The following is a 21,988-nucleotide window of genomic DNA, read 5'->3' as shown; positions in this document are numbered from 1 at the left end:
GACAAAGCTAATTTATAATTATGTTAGCAAACTTGTTGTTGCCTCATCTGTAAACCAAGTTAATTTTCCATCCACAGGGTTAATCAGTTGCGAAGGATATTTGCTAAAATCTTTTTCTTCATCGCCAATTACATGTTTAATCGCTTCTGCTTTATTTTCGCCAAAAACTAAAAATGCAACATGATCTGCTTGGTTAATTAATGGTGCGGTTAAGCTAATGCGATGCGTGTTTAACTTTTCTACATAAACAGCAGCAACTGTAGCTTTATTATTCTCTACCAAATCAGTACCCGGAAAAATTGAAGCTGTGTGTGCATCATCGCCCATGCCCAATAAAACCAAATCGAAGTTAATTTCTTGATTTTTAAAGTGTTTATCTAAAGCTTTTTTATAATCAGCAGCCGCGTCTTCTGGAGCTAAAGAAGTGTTTACATAAAAAATATGATCTTCTTTAATATTCAAGGGATCTAATAGCGTTTTTTTAGCCATTAAACCATTGTAATTTTCATCAGTTGAAGCTACATTTCTTTCATCACCGAAGAAAAAATAAACTTTTCCCCAATCAATTCGATGTTGGCACTCGGTAGCTAAATATTGATACAAAGCTTTAGGAGAACTTCCGCCAGTAAGCACAAAATCAAATTTATCATCTTCTTCTATAGACATTTCTGCTATTTTGATGATATAGTCTGCTAAATCTTTATTGAGTTCATCAAGTGTTTTATATACGAGTAAGTTCATGTTATTGTTGATAGTTAGTAGTTGATAGTCCATGGCCAATAAACCATTAGCCATGGACTATTAACAAAATTATTCTTTATCCTTTAATGGCAATGTAAACCAATGAAAACCATCTCTAGCGATCAAAGCTTCGGCTTCTTCTGGTCCCCAACTATCTGCTGGGTAATTAGGGAAGTTTAATGATTTTTTACTTTCCCAAGTATTGATGATTGGCATTACCAATTCCCATGCCGCCTCAACTTGGTCTCCTCGCATAAATAATGTTTGGTCGCCGTTCATCACATCTAAAAGCAAAGTTTCATAGGCTTCTGGCGTATCTGTATCGTAAGTTCCTTTATAATCAAAAACCATATCAACAGGGTTTAGCACCATTTTTAAACCAGGTCTTTTGGCCTGAACTTGCAAACGAATACTCATTTCTGGCTGTATGCTGATGATTAAACGATTTTGTGTCCAGGTTTCCGTAGCACCAGCTGAGAAAATATGATGCGGCACATCTTTAAATTGGATGGTAATAATTGATGAGGTTTGATTTAATCTTTTTCCTGTTCTTAAGTAGAACGGAACACCTTGCCAGCGCCAATTGTCTATAAAAAATTTAACTGCCGCAAAAGTCTCAGTATTAGAGTTTTTATCTACTCCTTTTTCTGTACGGTAGCTTGGTACTTCTTTGCCTTCAACCCAACCTTTACTATATTGTCCACGAACGGCATTAGTACTTATTTCTTCTGGCTTAAAAGGACGCATTGCCTTTAAAACCTCAACTTTCCGATGTCTAATTTCATCTGCATCGTAGTTTATTGGAGTTTCCATGCCAACCAAACATAACAATTGCAATAGGTGATTTTGGATCATATCTCTCAATGCTCCAGCACCTTCATAATAACCACCTCTATCGCCAACGCCTAACTGTTCTGTAACCGAAATTTGCACATGTTCGATGTGGTTTCTATTCCACAATGGCTCAAATAAAGAGTTCGCAAAGCGGAAGGCCATCATGTTTTGTACGGTTTCTTTACCTAAATAATGATCGATACGATAGATTTGTTTCTCAGTAAAAATTCTACTCAATAACTGATTAAGCTCTTTTGCAGTTTCTAAATCATGCCCAAAAGGTTTTTCGATAACAATACGGCAATTGTCTTCATCTTCAGTAAGCTTGTATTTTTTAAGACACTCGGCAATTAAAGGGAAAAAATTTGGCGCTACTGCTAAATAGAAGACAACTTGTGTTTTCTCTTCAAATTCTTTTTGGTATTTTTCTATCTCTTTTTTTAGGTTCTCGAATGTTTTTTCTTCACTAATATCAACAGAGCAATAATGTACATTAGGTTCAAATTCAGCCCATTGTTCTTTTTTTACTTTTCCGTTTCTAGAGAATTGGTTAACACTATTTAAAATTTCTTCTTGGTATTTTTTATCCGTAAACGAAGTTCTTCCCGTACCAATAATTGAATATTTTTCTGGCATATAACCTTCTGTATATAAGTTATATAAAGCTGGTGCTAGTTTTCTTTTGTTTAAGTCGCCTGTACCGCCAAAAATTACAAAAATAGTAGGATGAAGATTACTCTTTTTTTTCATGATTTATGAATTTGTATTCATTTGTTGAGCTAAGCTCAGTGTAATAGGGTATATTATAAATTATAAATTTTTATTCCAATCGGCATGAAAAATTCCTTCACTATCTATACGCTCAAAAGTATGCGCACCAAAGAAATCTCTTTGAGCTTGCGTTAAATTAGAGGCCATTCTTCCCGTTTTTAAAGTATCGAAATAAGTTAAAGCAGCTGTAAAGCAAGGGATGCCCAAACCTGCATTTATTCCCGATGTTACCACATTTCTAGTCCCTTTTAAACTTTTCTTAATTTTGGCCTGTACATTCTTATCAGAGAAAAGATGCTGTAAATCAGGTTGTTTTTGATAAGCTTGATAAATATCTTCTAAAAATTCTGCTCTAATGATACATCCTCCACGCCAAATTTTGGCAATTTCTGCCATGTTTAAACCATATTCAAAATCAATCGAAGCTTTCCATAACAAATGCATTCCTTGTGCATAAGCGTTTGCCATAGCAAAATAAAATGCTTCTTCTAAATCCTCAATAAAATCTGCATCAGCTTTAATTTTTTCTGTTTCACCAAAAGCTTCGTTTAACTCAACCCTAAGATTTTTGAGTTTAGATAAATTTCTGGTAGTAACGGCTGCATCAATAGTTGGTATTGGCATTTCTACATCCATTGCTACCTGCGACGTCCATTTTCCTGTACCTTTAGATTTGGCTTCGTCTTTAATTACGTCTATTAAAAAAGCATCAGTTTTATCATCTTTTACTAAAAACACATCTTTAGTAATTTCCATCAAAAATGATTTTAAACGACCGTTATTCCACTTTTCGAAAACCTGTTGAATTTGATTATTATCATAACCCAACCCATTTTTCATGATATCATAAGCTTCGGCTAATAACTGCATAATAGCGTATTCGATACCGTTATGTGTCATTTTTACGAAATGGCCTGAAGCTCCTGCTCCAATATACGTTACACATGGATCGCCATTTACTTTGGCAGAAACAGCTTCAAGCATATCTTTTACAACAGCATAAGCTTCTTTATCTCCACCAGGCATCATGCTTGGTCCAAAACGAGCACCTTCTTCGCCACCAGAAATTCCCATTCCGAAGAAATGTATGCCTTTTTCTTTTAATTCTAAATATCTTCTACTTGTATCTGTAAAATGAGAATTTCCACTATCAATAATGATATCGCCTTTGGCTAAAAGTGGTTGCAATTCTAAAATTACACTATCAACTATTGCTCCAGCCGGAACTAAAAGGATAATTGTGCGTGGCGATTGAAGACTCCCCACAAATTGTTCAATGTCGGCAAATCCTTTTAGGTCATGTTTTTTGCCTTCTTCTTCAAAAAATTGAAGCATTTTTTCACTTTTATCATAACCAGTAACTGCAAAACCGTTATCGGCCATATTTAGCAATAAATTTCTTCCCATGGTACCTAAACCTACCATGCCAAAGGCATATTTTGCTTTATTGTCGTTATTCATTTTATGGTTTATTTAAACTTTCTAAAATTGATTTACTTTTTTCGAAACTTTCGTGAATGTGTGCATTTAAGCCGATGTGTTTAGCGATAGAAACGTGGATTGCTCTATCATCAAAATAAAGACAGTTTTGAGGTTCTTCTTGCGCAATGCCGAGTGCCAATTTAAAAATTGATGGATCGGGTTTTGAAAAACCAATCTCGCAAGAAGATACAAATGCGTCAAAAACGCGATGCAATTCGAATGTTTTAATTCTGTAGTCATTAAACTCTTTTCCCTCGTTATTGATGGAGAAGATTTTAATACCCGTTTCTTTCTTCCAATTAATTAACCAAGGTAAAAAATCTGGCAATTGGCTAGTTCTCGAGAACATAAATTCAGAAAATTCAGCTTTTGAGAAATCTCTTTTTACATTAAATACAACACATTCTAAGTATTCATCTAATGTTAATTTGCCGTTTTCGAATAGTGGAAATGCCGTTGCGTGATCTTTTTGAAATGGAATAGGGTCTAAATCAAATTTTTGTATGGCTTCTAATCTCGAGGCGTGGTTCCAACCATCACTCAATAAAACGCCGCCAATATCTAAAAAAAGTAGTTTAATATTGTTCATTATTTTTTCTTTGGATATGTGGTAAAGACATGGTATTTCTCTTTAGCAAGCCATAATTTGGCACCACCTTTTATACCATCTTTATTAGATACTAATTTGATGTTTTTATCTAAATCGAAATTAATTTCATTAGAATTACCTCCACCAATGAAAAGTTTATCGTAATTAAAAACGGTTTTATAAATTTCAATAATATACTTTAAACGCTCATTCCACTTCTTTTTACCAACTTTATGAAAACCTCTATCTCCAATGTATTCATCAAAATCTTCAGTTTTACTTACTGGTAAATGTGCCAGTTCTAAATGAGGCAAAAGTTCGCCATCAAACAAAAGTGCAGTACCAAAGCCAGTACCAAGCGTAAAAACAATTTCGAAACCTTTGCCACTCACAATACCTAAACCTTGCTGGTCAGCATCGTTAATTAAGCGTACGGGTTTGCCAAACATATCAGCAACTTGCTGCGCTAAATCTACATTTAACCATTTGTTTTCGGCTAAATTTGGTGCAGTTTGTACAATTCCCTTTTTTACATAACCCGGAAAACCGATTGAAACCTTTTCAAATTTTTTAAAATCGGTACAAAGCTTTTTAATCACTTTTAATACTTCTTCAGGAGTTGAGTTTTTTGGTGTAGGTATTTTTTTAAAATCAGTTAGTAATTTGCCTTTCGGACTTAATAAGCATGATTTTATGTTAGTGCCACCAATATCGATTGATAAAATATCACCTTGTGGAACCTTAGTTTTTACGGGCATAAGCTTTATTTTTTATGATGAATGATGATGTTCATCAATTAAACAAAAATACAAGGATTAAGTTGGCTTAAGGGTATTTTTAATGTAATTAATTGTTGTTAATTTTCAACAAAGGCATTTTTGTGTTGGTAAAAAGCCGCTGATACAATTGTTATATTTATTGCATAACAGTTCATAACAGTTATTTTTCAAGCAATTTCTATTTTAGTGAACCAAATATATACTGTATGCAAGCATTTTTAGGCGTTATCTTTCATTTTATCGGTGGTTTTGCTTCTGGTAGTTTTTATATTCCTTACAAAAAAGTAAAAGGTTGGGCTTGGGAAAGTTATTGGATAGTAGGAGGTATTTTTTCTTGGCTAATTGTTCCGCCTTTGGCAGCTTTTTTAACCATACCAAATTTTGCAGATATTATTGCAACTACAACTGGTAGCATTTTAACCTTAACCTATTTTTTTGGTGTTTTATGGGGTATTGGCGGTTTAACATACGGTTTAGGTGTTCGGTATTTGGGCGTATCTTTAGGTAGTTCAATTATTTTAGGGCTTTGCATGGTTTTAGGTTCCATCTTGCCTTCCATTTATTTTGATGTATACCCTAAAGAAGGTAAAGATACTTTCACTATGTTTTTAACTACCGATTGGGGCCGAATGGTACTTTTAGGCTTAATTGTTTGTGTAATTGGTATTGTGATTTGCGGCAAAGCCGGAATGATGAAGGAAAAACAATTGAAATTAGACGCTAAAGATCCGCATGGCGAGGTAATTAAAACTGAATACAAATTTGGCTTAGGGCTATTTGTTGGTATAGTTTCTGGAGTGTTAAGTGCTTGTTTTAATTTCGGTATAGAGGCAGGTAAACCAATGGCTGATGTAGCAAATGCAGCTTGGAAAACCTTAAATCCGACAGAAACTGGAAACTTTCTTTTCTCTAATAATGTAACTTATGTAATTGTTTTGTGGGGTGGTTTAACAACTAATTTCATTTGGTGCATGATTTTAAATGCCAGAAACAAAACATTTGGCGATTATACCAATGCAAAAACACCTTTGCTAAAAAATTATATTTTTTCGGCATTTGCCGGAACAACTTGGTTTTTACAGTTCTTCTTTTATGGTATGGGCGAGAGTAAAATGGGCAATGGTGCAAGCTCTTGGATTTTACACATGGCGTTTATTATATTAATTGCCAATGTTTGGGGTTTGGTGCTAAACGAATGGAAAGGTGTTTCGAAAGCCACGCTCAGAACAATTATTATCGGTATTGCAACCATCATATTATCTGTACTTATTGTAGGGTACGGAAATTCAATTAAAGTTTAAAAAATTAAAATAGATACAAATGTCAATCGATACAAAGAGTTATAAATACGTTAGTTACTTGTGGGATGATGCAGAGGCTGCCAAATTAGCTGGAGATGAAGTCGCCTTATTAATTTATCGTTCAAATTTATTAGGGGCTGATTTACGTTTAACCAATTATGGTGGAGGAAATACTTCGTGTAAATTAATGGAGAAAGATCCATTAACTGGTTCAGAAACTGAAGTAATGTGGGTTAAAGGTTCTGGTGGAGATTTAGGAACTTTGAAAAAAAATGGATTAGCTGCACTTTATGTTGATAGATTAAGAAGTTTAAAAAATATTTACCGTGGTGTTGAGCATGAGGATGAAATGGTGGAGTTATTTAACCATTGCATTTACGATTTAAGCTCTAAAGCACCATCAATTGATACACCGCTGCATGGCTTTTTGCCGTTTGCTCACATCGATCATTTGCATCCAGATGCGGCTATTGCCATCGCGGCAGCTAAAGATGGAAAGAAAATTACACAAGAGTTGTTTGGTGGTACAATTGGCTGGGTTGAGTGGAAGAAACCTGGTTTTGAACTAGGTTTATCTTTAAAGAAATGCTTAGATGAAAATCCGGGTATTAGGGGGATAATGTTAGGTTCACATGGTTTATTTACTTGGGGCAATACCGCTTACGAAAGTTATTTAAATACGTTAGATGTGATTGAGATTTGCTCTGAATATCTAAACGCAAATTATGCTAAAAAAGGTCCTGTTTTTGGCGGACAAAAATTAGAAAGTGCAGCTGAAGATTTACGTAAGAAACAAGCAGCTGCTTTAGCGCCAGTTTTACGAGGCTTATGTTCATCTAAACAACACATGATTGGTCATTTTACTGATGATACAAGGGTACTGGAATTCATTAATTCAAACGATTTAAGTCGTTTAGCACCAATGGGTACTAGTTGTCCAGATCATTTCCTGCGTACCAAAATTTCACCTTTGGTTTTAGACTTGGCAATTGATGCCGATTTAACAGATGTTGCTGCTTTAAAAGAAAAATTAACACCAGCTTTTGAAGCTTACCGACAAATGTATACCGAATATTACGAAGCTTGCAAGCATGAGAATAGTCCGGCAATTCGCGATGCAAATCCGGTGGTAATTTTATATCCTGGTATCGGAATGTTTACTTTTTCTAAAGATAAACAAACGGCAAGGGTGGCGTCAGAGTTTTACATCAATGCAATTAATGTAATGAAAGGTGCTGAAGCAATTTCTGAATACACTTCATTACCGCACCAAGAAGCATTTAACATTGAATATTGGTTGTTAGAAGAAGCAAAATTACAACGAATGCCTAAACCTAAACCATTAACAGGTAAAATTGCCTTAATTACAGGTAGTGCAGGTGGTATTGGTAAAGCAATTGCTAAAAAGTTTGTTGCCGAAGGTGGTGTAGTGATATTAAACGACATGAATGCTGAGCGTTTAGCTGAAGCAGGAGAGGAGTTTAAAAAATTATATGGTAAAGATGCTTATAGCACTGCTATTTTAGATGTTACAAGCGCTACTGATATTAACTCGGCATTTGATAGTGCTGCATTAGCTTTTGGAGGGATAGACATTGTGATTAATAATGCAGGTTTATCAATCTCTAAAACCATTGCCGATCATGGCGAAAAAGATTGGGATTTGTTATACGATGTTTTGGTAAAAGGCCAATTCTTTATTACGCAAGCTGCAGCAGCAACCATGAAAAAGCAAGAAATTGGTGGAGATATCATTAACATTGTAAGTAAAAACGCATTAGTAAGCGGTCCAAATAATGCTGGCTATGGTAGTGCAAAAGCTGCTCAGTTGCATTTGAGTAGATTAAATGCCGCAGAACTTGGTGCAGATAATATTCGTGTTAACGTTGTAAACCCTGATGCGGTAATTAGCGATAGCAATATTTGGGCTGGCGGTTGGGCCGAAGGTAGAGCAAAAGCCTACGGAGTTACCGTTGCAGAGTTGCCTGCTTATTATGCAAAACGTACCTTGCTTAATCAAATTATTTTGCCAGATGATATTGCAAATGCCTGTTTCGCCTTTGTTGGTGGCTTGTTAAGTAAATCAACTGGTAATATGCTAAATGTTGATGGTGGAGTTGCCATGGCGTTTGCAAGATAATATGTAATCCGTCATTTCGAACGAGGTACGAGGAGAAATCTGTAACTTATGCCACAGACTAGCGGTAAAATAAACAGATTTCTCGTCGCTGCGCTCTGTCGAAATGACGGTGTTACTTTGTCAAACCTTTAAAACACCTTGCTTTTGGTTTGACAAAGTTTATTGCTTAACTATTTTAACTTTGTTAAACTACAGAAAAGGCTGCTAAAAGTTTGACAAGGTATTAAAATGAACAGATTTCTCGTCGCTGCGCTTTGTCGAAATGACGATATTTTTTAAAAACCTAACCAAATACTCATGAACATCGAGAAAAACCAAATAGCACAACATAACGATACGCTAATAAGCAAGCACCAACAAAAACTAAATTACTTAAAAAGCGAATGGTCGCACATCGATTTAGAATCTGTGATTAAAAAATTGGTAGATTTTCAAATAGCGATACCAAGTTGGGCTTTAGGTACCGGCGGAACACGTTTTGGCCGTTTTGCAACAGCTGGTGGAGAACCAACTAATTTGGAACAAAAGATAGAGGATGTAGGGTTATTACATGCACTAAACAACTCAAGTGGTGCAATTTCTTTACACATTCCTTGGGATATTCCACAAAATCATGAGCAGATTAAAAGTTTAGCCGCGGGTTACGGTTTAAAATTCGATGCAGTGAACTCAAATACTTTTCAAGATCAGCCAGGTGCGCCCGTAAGTTATAAATTTGGTTCGTTGCAACATGTAAACAAAGCGGTACGTAAACAGGCAATTGAGCACAATATCGAAGTAATTAAACAAGGTGTTGCTTTAGGTTCAGAATCATTAACGGTTTGGTTGGCAGATGGATCATGTTTTCCGGGTCAATTAAACTTTAGAACAGCTTTTGAAAACACCTTGAGCAGTTTGCAAGAAATTTATTCGGCCTTGCCAGCAAATTGGAAAATGTTTGTAGAGTACAAAGCTTTCGAGCCTAATTTTTATTCAACAACTGTTGGAGATTGGGGTCAATCGTTACTTTACGCTAATAAATTAGGTAAACAAGCTTATACATTGGTAGATTTAGGTCACCACTTGCCAAATGCGAACATCGAACAGATCGTTTCATTGTTATTGATGGAAGGAAAATTGGGTGGTTTCCACTTCAACGATTCGAAATATGGAGATGATGATTTAACTACTGGAAGTATCAAACCTTATCAATTATTTTTAATTTTTAATGAATTGGTTGAAGGTATGGATGCAAAAGGAATGGATCATGCAACAGGTTTGGGCTGGATGATTGATGCATCTCACAATGTGAAAGATCCTTTAGAAGATTTATTGCAATCTATAGAAGCGATTATGATTGCTTACGCACAAGCTTTATTGGTTGATAGAAAAGCTTTGGTAAAAGCTCAAGAAAACAATGACGTGGTTGCTTGTCAGGAAATTTTACAACACACTTTTCGAAGCGATTTAAGAGCTATTGTTGCAGAAGCCAGATTGAGAGCTGGGGCAGCATTAGCGCCATTAAACTTATACAGAGATTTAGCTTGCAGAAAAACATTAATAACACAACGTGGATCTAATACTGTAGCTACAGGATTATAATTGTTTGCTATGCCAAAACCTGTAATTGCCATATTTGATGTTGGAAAAACCAATAAAAAATTGTTCTTAATTGACGAAGAATATAAAATTGTTTACGAAAGATCTGCAAAATTTGTTGAAACTTTAGATGAAGATGGCGAGCCTTGCGAAAACTTAGAAAGTTTAATTTCTTCGGTTTATGATTCATTACATCAAGTACAAAAGATGGAGGAGTTTGAAATTAAAGCAATTAACTTTTCTACTTACGGAGCAAGTTTTGTTTATTTAGATGCAAATGGAAAGCCTTTAACACCACTTTATAATTATTTAAAGGCATATCCAGCAGAGCTGAGTAAAGAGTTTTATGCTAAATATGGTGGAGAAGATAAAATTGCACAAGAAACCGCTTCGCCAATTTTAGGGAGTTTAAATTCTGGCTTGCAGCTTTATCGATTAAAAAAAGAAAATCCGGCAATTTTTGCTAAGGTTAAATACGCACTTCATTTGCCACAATACTTAAGTTTTTTAATTACAGGTAAGGCATTGGCAGATATTACCAGTATTGGCTGTCATACTCAACTGTGGGATTTTAATAAAAATGATTATCACCATTGGGTAAAAGAAGAGGGTTTGATTGAAAAATTAGGTGAGTTTACAGCCGCAGATACTAGTTTGGATATTGACTATGAAGGTAAAAAATATAAAGTTGGTGTAGGTTTACATGATAGTTCGGCAGCGCTAATTCCTTATCTCGAGAACTTTAACACGCCTTTTGTATTGTTGTCTACTGGTACTTGGTGTATTGCTTTAAATCCGTATAATCAAGAACCTTTAACACAAGCAGAACTAAAGCAAGATTGTTTGTGTTACATGCATTTTAAAGGCAAAGCTGTAAAAGCATCTAGAATTTTTGCTGGCAATGAACATGAACAGCAATTAAAGCGAATTGCCGATTATTTTGATAGAGCCGCTTATATATTCAAACATTTAAAATTTAATGCGGGTTTGTTTTTAAAATTAGCCGCTAAAGTACCAGAAAATGCAGAGTCTGTTAAAGCGTTTACAGCAGTATCAGCTTTTGCAAATCGTGATTTATCCATGTTTAAAACTGCTGAAGAAGCATATCATCAATTAATTTACGACTTAGTAAAACAGCAAGTTTATTCCTTAAAATTAATCTTAAATACTGGTGTAACACGAATTTTTGTGGATGGAGGTTTTGGAAAAAATGCAATTTATATGCATTTATTGGCTATTTCATTACCACAAATAGAAGTTTATGCCTCATCGGTATCACAGGCAACTGCAATAGGTACTGCTTTAGCAATTAACGATGCTTGGAATAATAATCCTGTGCCAACAGATATTATCGAGTTAAAGTATTTTTCGGCAATACAGCGTACAGTGTAAAGATTAATTTCAGTAAAAAAATCCTATCTTCATCATTGTTAATAATTAATTATATTGAAACCTAAAGATTTAATAGCACATATTGTTGTTGATGAATATTCATCAACTCCTAAGTATAAGCAACTTACAAATGCTATTTTATCGGCTATATCTAGTGGTAAATTAAAAAAAAATAGTCTTCTGCCATCAATAAATGAGCTTAGCTTTAAGTTAGAGATTTCTAGGGATACCGCAGAAAAGGGGTATCGACATTTGCGTAAATTGGGAGTTGTAGAATCAGTTCCTGGTAAGGGTTTTTTTATTGTAAATGTAGATTTTGCTCGTAAACTTAAAATTTGTTTGCTTTTCAATAAATTAAGTACACACAAAAAAATCATTTACGATTCGTTTGTAAAATCAATTGGCGAGCAAGCGATGATTGATTTTTATATCTACAATAATGATTTTGCATTATTCAAGAAAATCCTGATTAATAAAAAGGATGATTATAGCCATTTTGTAATTATTCCTCATTTTAATGATGGTGGCGAAAATGCACATGAAATTATCAATACCATACCAAAAGAAAAGTTGATTGTTTTAGATAAGCTTTTGCCTGGCATAACAGGGGATTATGCTGCTGCTTATGAAAATTTTACACAAGATATTTATAATGCTTTGGAGCAGGCTTTAGAGAGATTAGCGAATTACGATACACTTAAAATCATCTTTCCGAAAGACAGTTATTTTCCGCAAGAAATATTAACTGGTTTTTATCGCTTTTGCCAGCAATATGCATTTAATCACAAAGTGATTCACAACATCAAAACCGAAGAAATTAATGCAGGTGAAGTTTACATCAATTTAATGGAAGATGATTTGGTGATTTTAATTGAACGTTTAATTGCCTTAGATTTGATAATTGGAAAAGATGTTGGTATTATCTCCTACAATGAAACTCCATTAAAGCGATTTATTTTAAATGGTATTACCACCATTTCTACAGATTTTAATGAATTGGGTAAAAAAGCAGCAGAACTAATTACAGAAAATAAAACAGACAAGCTACAAATTCCATTTTATTTAACACTAAGAAAGTCACTTTAACAAGCTTAATTTTCGGTTAAAGGAAGTTCGACGTAAAAAGTTGTGCCATTTCCTGGTATACTTTCAAACCAGATTGAACCATTATGAGCTTCTACAATTTGTTTGCAAATAGATAACCCAAGTCCGAAGCTTTTCTCTCCACTTGTGCCATCACGTTGTATTTCAGCATTCATGGTAAATAATTTATCAGCTATGTTTGCTGGTATACCTATGCCATTATCTTTAATTTTAATTAATGCGCTTGAGGGTTTCTCTTCCATAATTACGTTAATTTCTGTTCCTTTAGCACTAAATTTTATTGCGTTAGAAATAAGATTGCTCATTACTCGCCAAATTTTTTCTCTATTTATTTTTAAAGTAATAGGGGTACTTATAATTTTAATTTGCTGTTGTTTTTCTTTTGCTTTGCTATCTAATAAAGTAATGCAATATTTTAATAATGTATGTAACGCAACAGGTTCTTTTATTAAATTGCTTTTGCCGTATTGTACTTGTAATAAATCATTAATAAAGTTTAGCGTATCACCACCAGAGGTGTTTATCATGGTAATAATTTCGCGTTGCTCTTCATTTAAATCACCTTCTTCTAACATTAATGATGTTAGCCCAATAACACCTGCAATTGGTGTTCGCATATCATGAGCAACAACTTGCATAATCCTAGTATTTTCTTCTTGACTTTGTTCTAAAGCTTCTAAAGTTTTTTGCATCATTTCATTATGCCCACTTATTTTAGCATTTAAAATAGTTAGTTTTTTAATGTGCACTTTGTTGATTTTCATATTTCTAAGAATTAAAAATATGCTTAATAATGAGAGAAAGGTAAGGCTTACAGTTAAAACTAAATAAAGAGATTTTAGTTCATGCTTTTTCTTTAGCGATTCAATTTCAACTTTTTGAGACAACTTTAGGAATTCTCTATTGATATCTTTATTTGCCAATAGGCTACTAGCAATATCTAGAGAGTCTTTAATATAGTGAAACCTTTTATAGTATCCATAGGCACGAGTTAAATTATCAACTCTTTCAAAATGGTTATAAGCAAGTTCATACAGTCTTTTTCTTCCTTCGTGAAAAGATTTACGGTTAAAGCGTTTATCTGTCTCAACCTGTTTAATCAAACTTTCAATTTCTGTATTTCTATTTTGCTTGGCGTAAAGTGTAGCTAATTTTATTTTTGTAAAAAACTCATCTTCTTTTTCGTATTTGTTTAGCGCTAAACTTTGTTTAAGGGTTTTTTCGGCAAGTGCATATTCTCCCTTTTTATAGTATACAAACCCAAGATTTCCTAAAACTATCGATTTAAACCTGGTTAGAATTTTTTCATCATTTGGAAAATTAGCATCATCAATTAGCTTAATAGCTTTTTTATACCATTTTTCTGCACTATCAATTTTATTAATTCTTTCGTAGCTTAAAGCAATATTATTTAAATTTTGCTGTAAAGGAACATGGCGTTCAGTAATCTTATTGGTTTCAATTTTGCTATAAAGTTGATAAGCGTTGGTATAATATTTTATAGCCTCATTATACTTTTTCTGATTGAATAATATATTTGCTAGGCTTACACTTAACCATGCTCTTTGCTTATAATCCGCTTTTTCTTTTTCAGAGATTGTTTTTGCTAAGAAAAAATAATTAAAAGCTTCTCCATAATTTTCTTGAGCCATTAAAATATTTGCCTTTAGCATGTAAGCTCTCATCAAATCGATTTGATATTTATTTTGATCTAAATGATCAATTGCACTATTGATAAACATTAGTGCGCTATCAGGACTGTCGTAAGTAAGTAATTTAACAGATGCCATTAAAAATTCTTTTTTAAAAACATCATGTTCTTTTAAATTAGGATAAGCACGGTAAGCCGAATCGTAATATTTTGAACCTTTATCGAAATTAATACGAAGTTTTGGGTCTGCTATGCTTTTAATACTGTCAATATATGCTGCGTGTTTTTTATCATCGCTTTCAGAATTACATGAAAACAAAAAAATACAGCAGAAAATAGCTAGAAGATTTAAATTAAGCTTCATTAACAGGGATAATAATATTGAAAGTTAATGATTTTTTAAATGATTTAATTATAAAGAAATAATTAAATAAAAAATGCTACTAATATCTAATTAGTAGCATTTTTTTGAGTGGCGGAGAGCGAGGGATTCGAACCCCCGGACCTATAACAGTCAACAGTTTTCAAGACTGCCGCATTCGACCACTCTGCCAGCTCTCCGCGACAAAAGTACGAACTCTGATTAAATCTGCAAACTGTGAATGCATCTTTTTTCAAAAAATATGCTAAGCGCCTTAAACAGAGGAATAAAAATTTTTATTTCTTTAGTTTTTCTTCTGTTGGAAGTGGTTTTTTGAACAGATTGAAGTTAGGACGGATGATTTTTACGCTCCTTTTCGATAAATCTACACTAGCATTTAACTCAAAACCAATCAATAAAATTAGTGAATTAAGGTATAGCCAAATCATCACCACAATTAAAGTTCCAATAGAACCGTAAAGTTTATTGTAAGATCCGAAATTGTTAATGTAAAACGAAAATCCCCAAATGGTTACAAAAGCTAAAATGGTAGCTAACCAAGAGCCAGCACTAAAGAATTTCCATTTTTTGGCATGAGCCGGACCATATCTGTATAAAATTGATACTGTTATGAAATATAGTATGCCCAGTAAAGCCCATTTGGTAAGTTGTATGGCAAATAAAGTAACCCCGCCTTTGTAGTCGAGTTCATTTTGCAAATAAGTTAATAAGATTTCGCCTATGGCCATTGCTGCAATACAAACAACAACAGATACAGCTATAATGAAAGTTAATACCATAGCTACCAAACGCTGTTTTAGCCAAGTTCTGGTTTCTACAATTAGCGATGATTTATTAAAAGCAATCATCAATTTATGAACGCCATTGGTTGAGAAAAATATAGAAAGTATAAAACCAACAGATAATAAACTGCCATTTTGGATGTTTACAATTTCGTTAATAGTGGTTTCAAAAGCTAAATAAGCAGTATTTGGTAAAACCAAAGCCAACAAATCCATCAATGTTTTTTGAAAGCCAATACTTTTAGGGATGTAGGGGATAAGCGTAAATAGAAATATGATAGCAGGAAATATTGCCAACATGAAATTGTAAGCCAAAGAAGATGCTTTGTTTACCAAAGTTTCTTTTCCAATCTCTTTAAAAAAGAAAGTGGCTACAGTATATAAAGGTAATGGGCTAAAACCAGGTAATACGCAAGCTTTAGTCCACTTTATGAACAACCGATAAGGTGCTAACCGCAATAACTGTTGATGTACCCAATTCATTTATTTAAAGTATTGACGAACCTGTTTCATGAAATTTTCTGGGGGTTGGCATGGTCTACGTGTTTGTCTGTTTACAAATACCAACACAGTCTTTCCAATATTTATTAATTGTTCTGCTTCGTTATATATTTCATAATCTACGGTAAGTCTAACTGCTGGTAATTCTTTTACAATAGATTTAATGGTTAAGGTTTGGTTATAGTGCGCTGGCTTTAAAAATTTAGATTGCATTTCTAAAATGGGCAACATTACACCTTCATCTTCCATTGTTTGGTAACTCATACCAGAGCATGCTTCAAAACATTCTGTTCGGGCTAATTCATAATATTGTGCATAGTTACTATGGTGTACCACGCCCATTTGATCGGTCTCTACATACCTAACTTTTACTTTGCTTTCGTATACAAACATTATTTGTAAATGTTACGCTTGTTCATTGCTGCTCTATATTTATTTGCATTAATCTCATGTTGTTCTCTAGTTTCTGCAAAGGCATGGTAGCCAGAGAAATCTTCTTTTGCACACATGTAGATGTAATTGTTATCATCAGGGTTAAGTACTGCATCAATAGCATTTATGCTCGGCATCATAATTGGTCCAGGAGGCAGGCCAGCGTACTTGTAAGTATTGTATTTAGAGTTTTTGGCTAAATGCGAATTAAGCACTCTCTTAATTGTAAAATCATCATTTGCGAAAATTACTGTAGGATCTGCCTGTAATAAAATACCTCGGTTTAAACGATTAAGGTATAAACCAGCAATAGTTGGCATTTCTTTATCGTACAAAGCCTCAGAATCAACAATCGAAGCTAAAATAGTAACTTGAATAGGGGTAAGGTTTAAAGCAGCAGCTTTTTGTTTACGTTCTGCATTCCAAAATTTGCTGTATTCTTTTTGCATCTTCTCAAAAAAATCAAGCGGACTAGTATTCCAATAAAGTTCGTATGTATTAGGAATAAACATAGTGTAAACCGTTTCCTTGTCGAAACCATATTTTTCTATCAATGCAGCAGAATCTAAAACCTGCATAAATGAAGTAGAGTCAGCTTCTACGTTTTTAGCTAAATAGGCTGCAAAGTTTTCTTTTTTTCTAATGTTCTGAAATTTCAGTTGAACAGCATCTTGATTGCCAGATTTTAGCTTATTTACCAAAGTTCTATTGTTCATACCTACTTTTATTGCATAGCGACCAGGTTTTAAACTTTTCGCCAAATTCATTTTTCCGGCGGCTTCTTTAAAAGTAACCATGCTATTTAAAGCATCTTTTGTTTCTAAGTAATTCAAAAACTCATCATAGGTTGTACCAGTTTTTATATAAATGTATTTTTGGTTGCCAGTAATATTTGCCGCCAAATATGTTCTATAGATATTTAAACCAAAATATCCGCCAATTGCTAAAACTATTATAGCAATTACTAAAACAATTTTTGTGCTTTTCGAAGTGGTTTTTTTATTCAATTCAGTCATCTCTACAATCTAATTTTTTGGTTTATTGGTTAAAGTAATATTTACTGGTGTACCTATTTTAACTTTTACAACGCTATCGGCTGCTAAGGGAAACTGTGCTACAATAACTGCATTAGCGGTATCAGTAATTTCCCCTTCGTAATTAATGGTGCCTAAAGTAAGCATAGCTCCTCTTAATGAAAATTTAGCTTCATCTAAAGGTAGGCCCACCAAGTTTGGCAACTCAACATCTTCATTTCCTCTTCCATCACCTAAGGTTAAGTTTATTCTCGACCCAGTTGGTAACACTTCTCCTGTTCTAATCAATTGTCCGCCAAAATAGGTTTCTAATACCACATCTTTTGCAACATCTGGTTTGTACGTAGTGTCCCCAAGCTTTAAACGATAACTTTCTAAAATTGCTACAGCTTCTCTTAACGATTTATTTTCAATATCAGGGAAATTTACATTTGGCGCCTGAGATGTGTTTATTGTTAAATAAATTGTTCTATTGTCTTTAACAAATGTATTCGCATCAGGATCTTGATCTGTAACAATTCCAGGCGGTTTATCCATAATAAAAACAGAATCAATCTCATACCTCAAGCCAAGTTCCTCTAGTTTGCTAACAGCTTGAGAAAGTGTTAGTCCTTTTAGTTCTGGTACATTTAAGCCTTCGCCATGTTTTGTATAATAACGTAAACTAAAAAAAGCAATCAGTAAAATTGCAGCAACGGTACAAATAGCTGCAATAAGGTTGTTTCTGAAAGATTTTGTTTTAAGATATGCAATAAATTTGCTCATTTATTTTCTTTTAGGATTGATGTTAAGCGTTCAAATTTAGGTTAAAAAAATATTTTATCTCAATTAAAATCAAATCTGCATCAACAAAATTTATATTTTTGGATTTAAAAATTTATCTCCATGAAGAAAACGATCGCATTATTAACAGGTGGCACCACAGGCGAGTGGGTGGTTTCAGTTAAAAGCGCAGCTACCATAGCTCAAAACTTAGATACTACAAAGTACGATGTTTATAAAATTATGCTTACAGAAAATGGCTGGTTTTATGAACCTGCTGATTCTGTTAAAATTGATATCGACAAAAATGATTTCTCATTAACGTTAAATGGAAGAAAAATAAAATTTGATGGCGTTTTTATTGCAATCCATGGTTCGCCAGGCGAAGATGGTAAATTGCAAGGCTATTTTGATATGTTAGGCATTCCGTATACCACTTGCAGTGCATTAACATCGGCCATTACCATGAACAAAGGCTACACTAAAGCTATTGTACACGGTATTAAAAATTTAAATGTTGCCAAGTCTGTTCAAATTTTTAAAAACACTACTTTTTCTGTTGATGATATTAAAGCAGAACTGAAATTACCTTATTTTGTTAAACCAAATAATGGTGGCAGTAGCATTGGCATGAGCAAGGTTAAACATGCAGATGATTTACAAAGTGCGTTAGATAAAGCTTTTAAGGAAGATACCCAGGTTTTGATTGAAGAATTTGTAGAAGGTAGAGAGTTTTCGGTAGGTGTATTTAAAACAAAAGGCAAAATTGTGGTTTTGCCAGCAACGGAGGTAATTCCGGCAAATGAATTTTTTGATTTTGAAGCGAAATATACGCCTGGTGCTACCGAAGAAATTACACCTGGCAGAATGTCTGATGAAGAGAAAAATAAGGTAGAGCAAGTTGTTGCCGATGTTTATGAGAAACTAAATTGCAACGGTATTGTACGTATCGACTATTTTTTAGAGAAAGAAACCAGTAATTTCTATTTTATCGAAATCAATACCATTCCGGGTCAAACGGCTACTAGTTTTATACCACAACAAGTAGCGGCAATGGGTATGGAATTAAAAGATTTTTATACGCAAGTAATCGAAGAGACGATTTAGAATCTGTTTAAATTTCAATCGAATAACTTTCTTAGTGAGGCGCTCAGACTGACAGTTACTTTTATGAATTATTTTTAAACAATTTCTTAATTTTTGTAAAACAAGGTCTGTAATTCTTGGCTTTTGAAGTCCCGCTTTTTGTTTCTGCCAATAATCCCGATAAAATCGGGTTGGCATCCACTTCAATCGGGTTTATAGTACAAAGCAAGTGGTTCTTTGGCTTTTAAAGCGCCTACAAATAGTTTTAAATTAAAAAGTCTCAAGTGATATTCTTGAGACTTTTTTGTGAAGATTTTTTGATGATAACTCATCAAGGTTCTTAAAATCTGTGTTTATCTTTACACCACTTTTTTCTTCCAGCCACCGCGTTTAAATAAAATAAAAGAGGCAATGGTTATGCCTACTTCAGCAACTGGGATGGCAATAAACACACCTGTTGGCCCCATATTTAAATACTTAGCTAAAAAGTAAGCAAATGGAATTTGAAATAGCCAAAACGCAATAATGTTAATTTTTGTTGGTGTTAAAGTATCTCCAGCACCGTTAAAGGCACTAACCAAAACCATCCCAATGCCATATAACACAAAACCATAACTTAAAATTCGTAAAGCTTCTACAGCAACCGCTTTAATTTGCTCATCAGTAGTAAAAAAGGCTGCAAAATATTTACCGCAGGTTAAAAATAGAATTGTAACCAATGCCATAAAAATTACGGAGAATTTCATTGTAGTATAAACAGATTGTTCAGCTCTATCCATGTGGCCAGCGCCCATATTTTGTCCAACTAATGTTGCAGCAGCATTACTTAAGCCCCAAGCAGGCAACATAAAAAACATCATTAAACGCAATGCCGTTTGGTAGCCTGCCGAACCATGATCTCCGCCAGTTGTGGCAACTAACTCTGCTAAAAATATCCAACTACAAGAGGCAATTACAAATTGCAAAATAGCTGGTGCAGCAATTTTTAAAATTGCTTTAATCTGCTCAAAGTGAGGTTTAAAATATGATAATTTAATTTTTAAGGCACTATTACCTCTCACCAAATGAAATAGTTGATAACAAACCCCTAGACCCCTACCAATTGTGGTAGCTATAGCCGCCCCAGTTAAACCATAGGCTGGTATAAAACCAAAACCTCTAATAAAAATTGGGCATAAAATGCAGTTGGCTACATTTGCTATAATTAAACTTTGCATGGCGATAGATGCATTGCCTGCACCTCTAAAAATGCCATTAATTAAAAATAGGAGCATGATGATTACGCTACTGCCCATCATAATTTGTACAAAGGTTGTTCCTTGTACAGCCGTAGTTTCAGTTGCACCCATTATTAATAAAATTTCCTTTGCGTAAATAAATCCAGCAATGCTGATAATTACATTTACAACAACAGCAATTAAAATGGCTTGCATTCCAGCTTTTGCTGCTGCTTCTGGGTTTTTTTCTCCGATTCTACGAGCTACTACTGCAGTTGCAGCCATACTCATACCGATAGCTAGTGAGTAAATAATTGTTAATACAGATTCTGTTAAACCAACGGTTTGGATGGCATTGCTGCTATTAGGTAAATGACCAACAAAATATAAATCTACCAGAGCGAAAACCGATTCCATCATCATTTCTAGCATCATTGGTATGGCTAAAAGAAAGATTGCTTTGCGAATACTTACTGTTGTATAATCTGTTTCTTTTCCAGTTATAGCATCCCAAAGTAGGGAGAAGAAATTTGTAAGACTGTTTTTAGTCTTTAATGATTGTGACATTTTGAAAAATAAGATATAAACCATTTGATGCTAGAAAAGCATCCGTTATTTGATAAAAAGAATGTGGATTTAGCTTTTAACAGCCAAATTTTGCCCTCGAAGCTATCATGGTTCATTAGATTTTAATAAGACAAAAATAGAAAATAAAATTAAGGAGCAAAAAATAATATTGATTATCAATATTTTAGGGAGTTAACATTTTCTTAATTATTGTCAATTAGATTTAGAAAATAATTTGAATGTTTATTCGGCTTAGGAGATCCTTCGACAAGCTCAGGATGACATGAAATGAAATCTGTGAAATCTCCTAAAATCAGTTTAATCACTTTAAATACTATAAGCCTTAATCATCTCTTCATTTACTTTACAAGAGCGTTGAGTTGCTAAATCGATCATCACGTAATCAAAAATGCCATCTGAAGATACTTTGCCTGTTGTTTTATTGATTATTTCGAATTGTACATTGCTGCCTTTTTCGTTCATCTCTAAAATACCTGTTCTAACCAACATTTTATCGCCCATAGTTAAGGGACGTTTAAAGTTGATGGTCACTTTTGCAACTACCCAACCATAACCTTGTTCTGAAAATTTTTCCCAGCTCATGCCATAAAATTTCTCCATTTGCTCGTACCTGGCTGCCAATACATAATCAAGGTATTTGCTATTGTGTACATGGTTAAACATGTCTATATCATCAGGGCGAACATTTAACTCGGTTTCGAAAATGCTGTATTGGTTTTTAATCATAATGCGAAATTACGATAATTGGGGAATTTGTGATTGAATCTAGTCATAAGTTAATTTCTGTTAAATAAATATTAATCGTTTTGATTTGATCTATATTTAATCATCCTTCAAATCAT

The 21,988-nt window shown here is 33.8% G+C and carries 18 protein-coding genes and 1 tRNA gene; 6 read left to right on the top strand and 13 right to left on the bottom strand.

Annotated features, from left to right (window positions below; translation table 11 throughout):
• Positions 1-18 precede the first annotated feature (18 nt).
• The 5 genes from pgl to FA045_RS04620 form a co-directional block, all read right to left on the bottom strand.
• Complete coding sequence (gene pgl, locus FA045_RS04640) at positions 19-741, bottom strand: 6-phosphogluconolactonase (RefSeq protein WP_136874951.1); 723 nt, start codon at positions 739-741, stop codon at positions 19-21.
• A 69-nt stretch (positions 742-810) separates the two neighbouring features.
• Positions 811-2,325, bottom strand: coding sequence for a glucose-6-phosphate dehydrogenase (zwf, locus tag FA045_RS04635; protein WP_136874949.1), 1,515 nt, complete (start codon positions 2,323-2,325; stop codon positions 811-813).
• A gap of 60 nt (positions 2,326-2,385) precedes the next feature.
• The gene (gene gndA / locus FA045_RS04630; RefSeq protein WP_136874947.1) at positions 2,386-3,807 is read right to left on the bottom strand and encodes an NADP-dependent phosphogluconate dehydrogenase; all 1,422 of its coding nucleotides are present in this window, start codon (positions 3,805-3,807) and stop codon (positions 2,386-2,388) included.
• A gap of 1 nt (position 3,808) precedes the next feature.
• Positions 3,809-4,417 carry an HAD-IA family hydrolase gene (locus FA045_RS04625; RefSeq protein ID WP_136874945.1) on the bottom strand — a complete coding sequence of 203 codons (609 nt, stop codon included), beginning with the start codon at positions 4,415-4,417 and terminating at the stop codon, positions 3,809-3,811.
• Positions 4,417-5,175, bottom strand: coding sequence for an ROK family protein (locus tag FA045_RS04620; protein ID WP_136874943.1), 759 nt, complete (start codon positions 5,173-5,175; stop codon positions 4,417-4,419). The genes FA045_RS04625 and FA045_RS04620 overlap by 1 nt, the downstream gene beginning before the upstream one ends.
• Positions 5,176-5,402: 227 nt before the next feature.
• Between FA045_RS04620 and rhaT the strand changes: the two genes are divergently transcribed.
• The 5 genes from rhaT to FA045_RS04595 all read left to right on the top strand — a co-directional run bounded on the left by rhaT (position 5,403) and on the right by FA045_RS04595 (position 12,693).
• Entirely contained in the window at positions 5,403-6,497 is a 1,095-nt protein-coding gene (gene rhaT, locus FA045_RS04615) for an L-rhamnose/proton symporter RhaT (protein WP_136874941.1), read from the top strand.
• Between the two features lie 19 nt (positions 6,498-6,516).
• The gene (locus FA045_RS04610; protein WP_136874939.1) at positions 6,517-8,637 is read left to right on the top strand and encodes a bifunctional aldolase/short-chain dehydrogenase; all 2,121 of its coding nucleotides are present in this window, start codon (positions 6,517-6,519) and stop codon (positions 8,635-8,637) included.
• A 297-nt stretch (positions 8,638-8,934) separates the two neighbouring features.
• Complete coding sequence (locus FA045_RS04605; protein ID WP_136874937.1) at positions 8,935-10,218, top strand: sugar isomerase; 1,284 nt, start codon at positions 8,935-8,937, stop codon at positions 10,216-10,218.
• A gap of 9 nt (positions 10,219-10,227) precedes the next feature.
• Positions 10,228-11,607, top strand: coding sequence for an FGGY-family carbohydrate kinase (locus FA045_RS04600; protein WP_136874935.1), 1,380 nt, complete (start codon positions 10,228-10,230; stop codon positions 11,605-11,607).
• Between the two features lie 54 nt (positions 11,608-11,661).
• The gene (locus FA045_RS04595; protein ID WP_136874933.1) at positions 11,662-12,693 is read left to right on the top strand and encodes a GntR family transcriptional regulator; all 1,032 of its coding nucleotides are present in this window, start codon (positions 11,662-11,664) and stop codon (positions 12,691-12,693) included.
• A 5-nt stretch (positions 12,694-12,698) separates the two neighbouring features.
• On the opposite strand, the gene FA045_RS04590 is transcribed toward FA045_RS04595, so the two are convergent.
• The 6 genes from FA045_RS04590 to FA045_RS04565 all read right to left on the bottom strand — a co-directional run bounded on the left by FA045_RS04590 (position 12,699) and on the right by FA045_RS04565 (position 18,258).
• On the bottom strand, positions 12,699-14,726 hold the full coding sequence (locus tag FA045_RS04590) for a tetratricopeptide repeat-containing sensor histidine kinase (RefSeq protein WP_136874931.1): 2,028 nt from the start codon (positions 14,724-14,726) through the stop codon (positions 12,699-12,701).
• A 109-nt stretch (positions 14,727-14,835) separates the two neighbouring features.
• A tRNA-Ser gene (locus FA045_RS04585) sits at positions 14,836-14,923 on the bottom strand.
• A gap of 96 nt (positions 14,924-15,019) precedes the next feature.
• Entirely contained in the window at positions 15,020-16,009 is a 990-nt protein-coding gene (locus tag FA045_RS04580; protein ID WP_136874929.1) for a YihY/virulence factor BrkB family protein, read from the bottom strand.
• The gene (locus FA045_RS04575; RefSeq protein ID WP_136874927.1) at positions 16,010-16,420 is read right to left on the bottom strand and encodes an acyl-CoA thioesterase; all 411 of its coding nucleotides are present in this window, start codon (positions 16,418-16,420) and stop codon (positions 16,010-16,012) included.
• Complete coding sequence (gene mltG, locus FA045_RS04570; protein WP_136874925.1) at positions 16,420-17,475, bottom strand: endolytic transglycosylase MltG; 1,056 nt, start codon at positions 17,473-17,475, stop codon at positions 16,420-16,422. Before mltG ends, FA045_RS04575 begins: the two co-directional genes overlap by 1 nt.
• Positions 17,476-17,484: 9 nt before the next feature.
• Positions 17,485-18,258, bottom strand: coding sequence for a PASTA domain-containing protein (locus FA045_RS04565; RefSeq protein ID WP_136874923.1), 774 nt, complete (start codon positions 18,256-18,258; stop codon positions 17,485-17,487).
• Between the two features lie 120 nt (positions 18,259-18,378).
• On the opposite strand from FA045_RS04565, the gene FA045_RS04560 reads away from it, so the two are divergent.
• Positions 18,379-19,362: a D-alanine--D-alanine ligase gene (locus FA045_RS04560; RefSeq protein WP_136874921.1), complete on the top strand. Its 984-nt coding sequence runs from the start codon at positions 18,379-18,381 to the stop codon at positions 19,360-19,362.
• Positions 19,363-19,700: 338 nt separating this feature from the next.
• Here FA045_RS04560 and FA045_RS04555 read toward each other — a convergent pair whose 3' ends face one another.
• A complete protein-coding gene (locus tag FA045_RS04555; protein WP_136874919.1) occupies positions 19,701-21,125 on the bottom strand; it encodes an MATE family efflux transporter in 1,425 nt (474 codons plus the stop codon).
• A 327-nt stretch (positions 21,126-21,452) separates the two neighbouring features.
• Positions 21,453-21,872 carry an acyl-CoA thioesterase gene (locus FA045_RS04550; RefSeq protein ID WP_136874917.1) on the bottom strand — a complete coding sequence of 140 codons (420 nt, stop codon included), beginning with the start codon at positions 21,870-21,872 and terminating at the stop codon, positions 21,453-21,455.
• Positions 21,873-21,988: the final 116 nt, after the last annotated feature.

Origin of the sequence: Pedobacter cryotolerans (genome assembly GCF_005116475.1) — a bacterium.
Taxonomy (GTDB): domain Bacteria; phylum Bacteroidota; class Bacteroidia; order Sphingobacteriales; family Sphingobacteriaceae; genus Pedobacter; species Pedobacter cryotolerans.
Note: the sequence above shows the minus strand (reverse complement) of the source record. Positions and strands in the feature narration are given on the sequence as shown.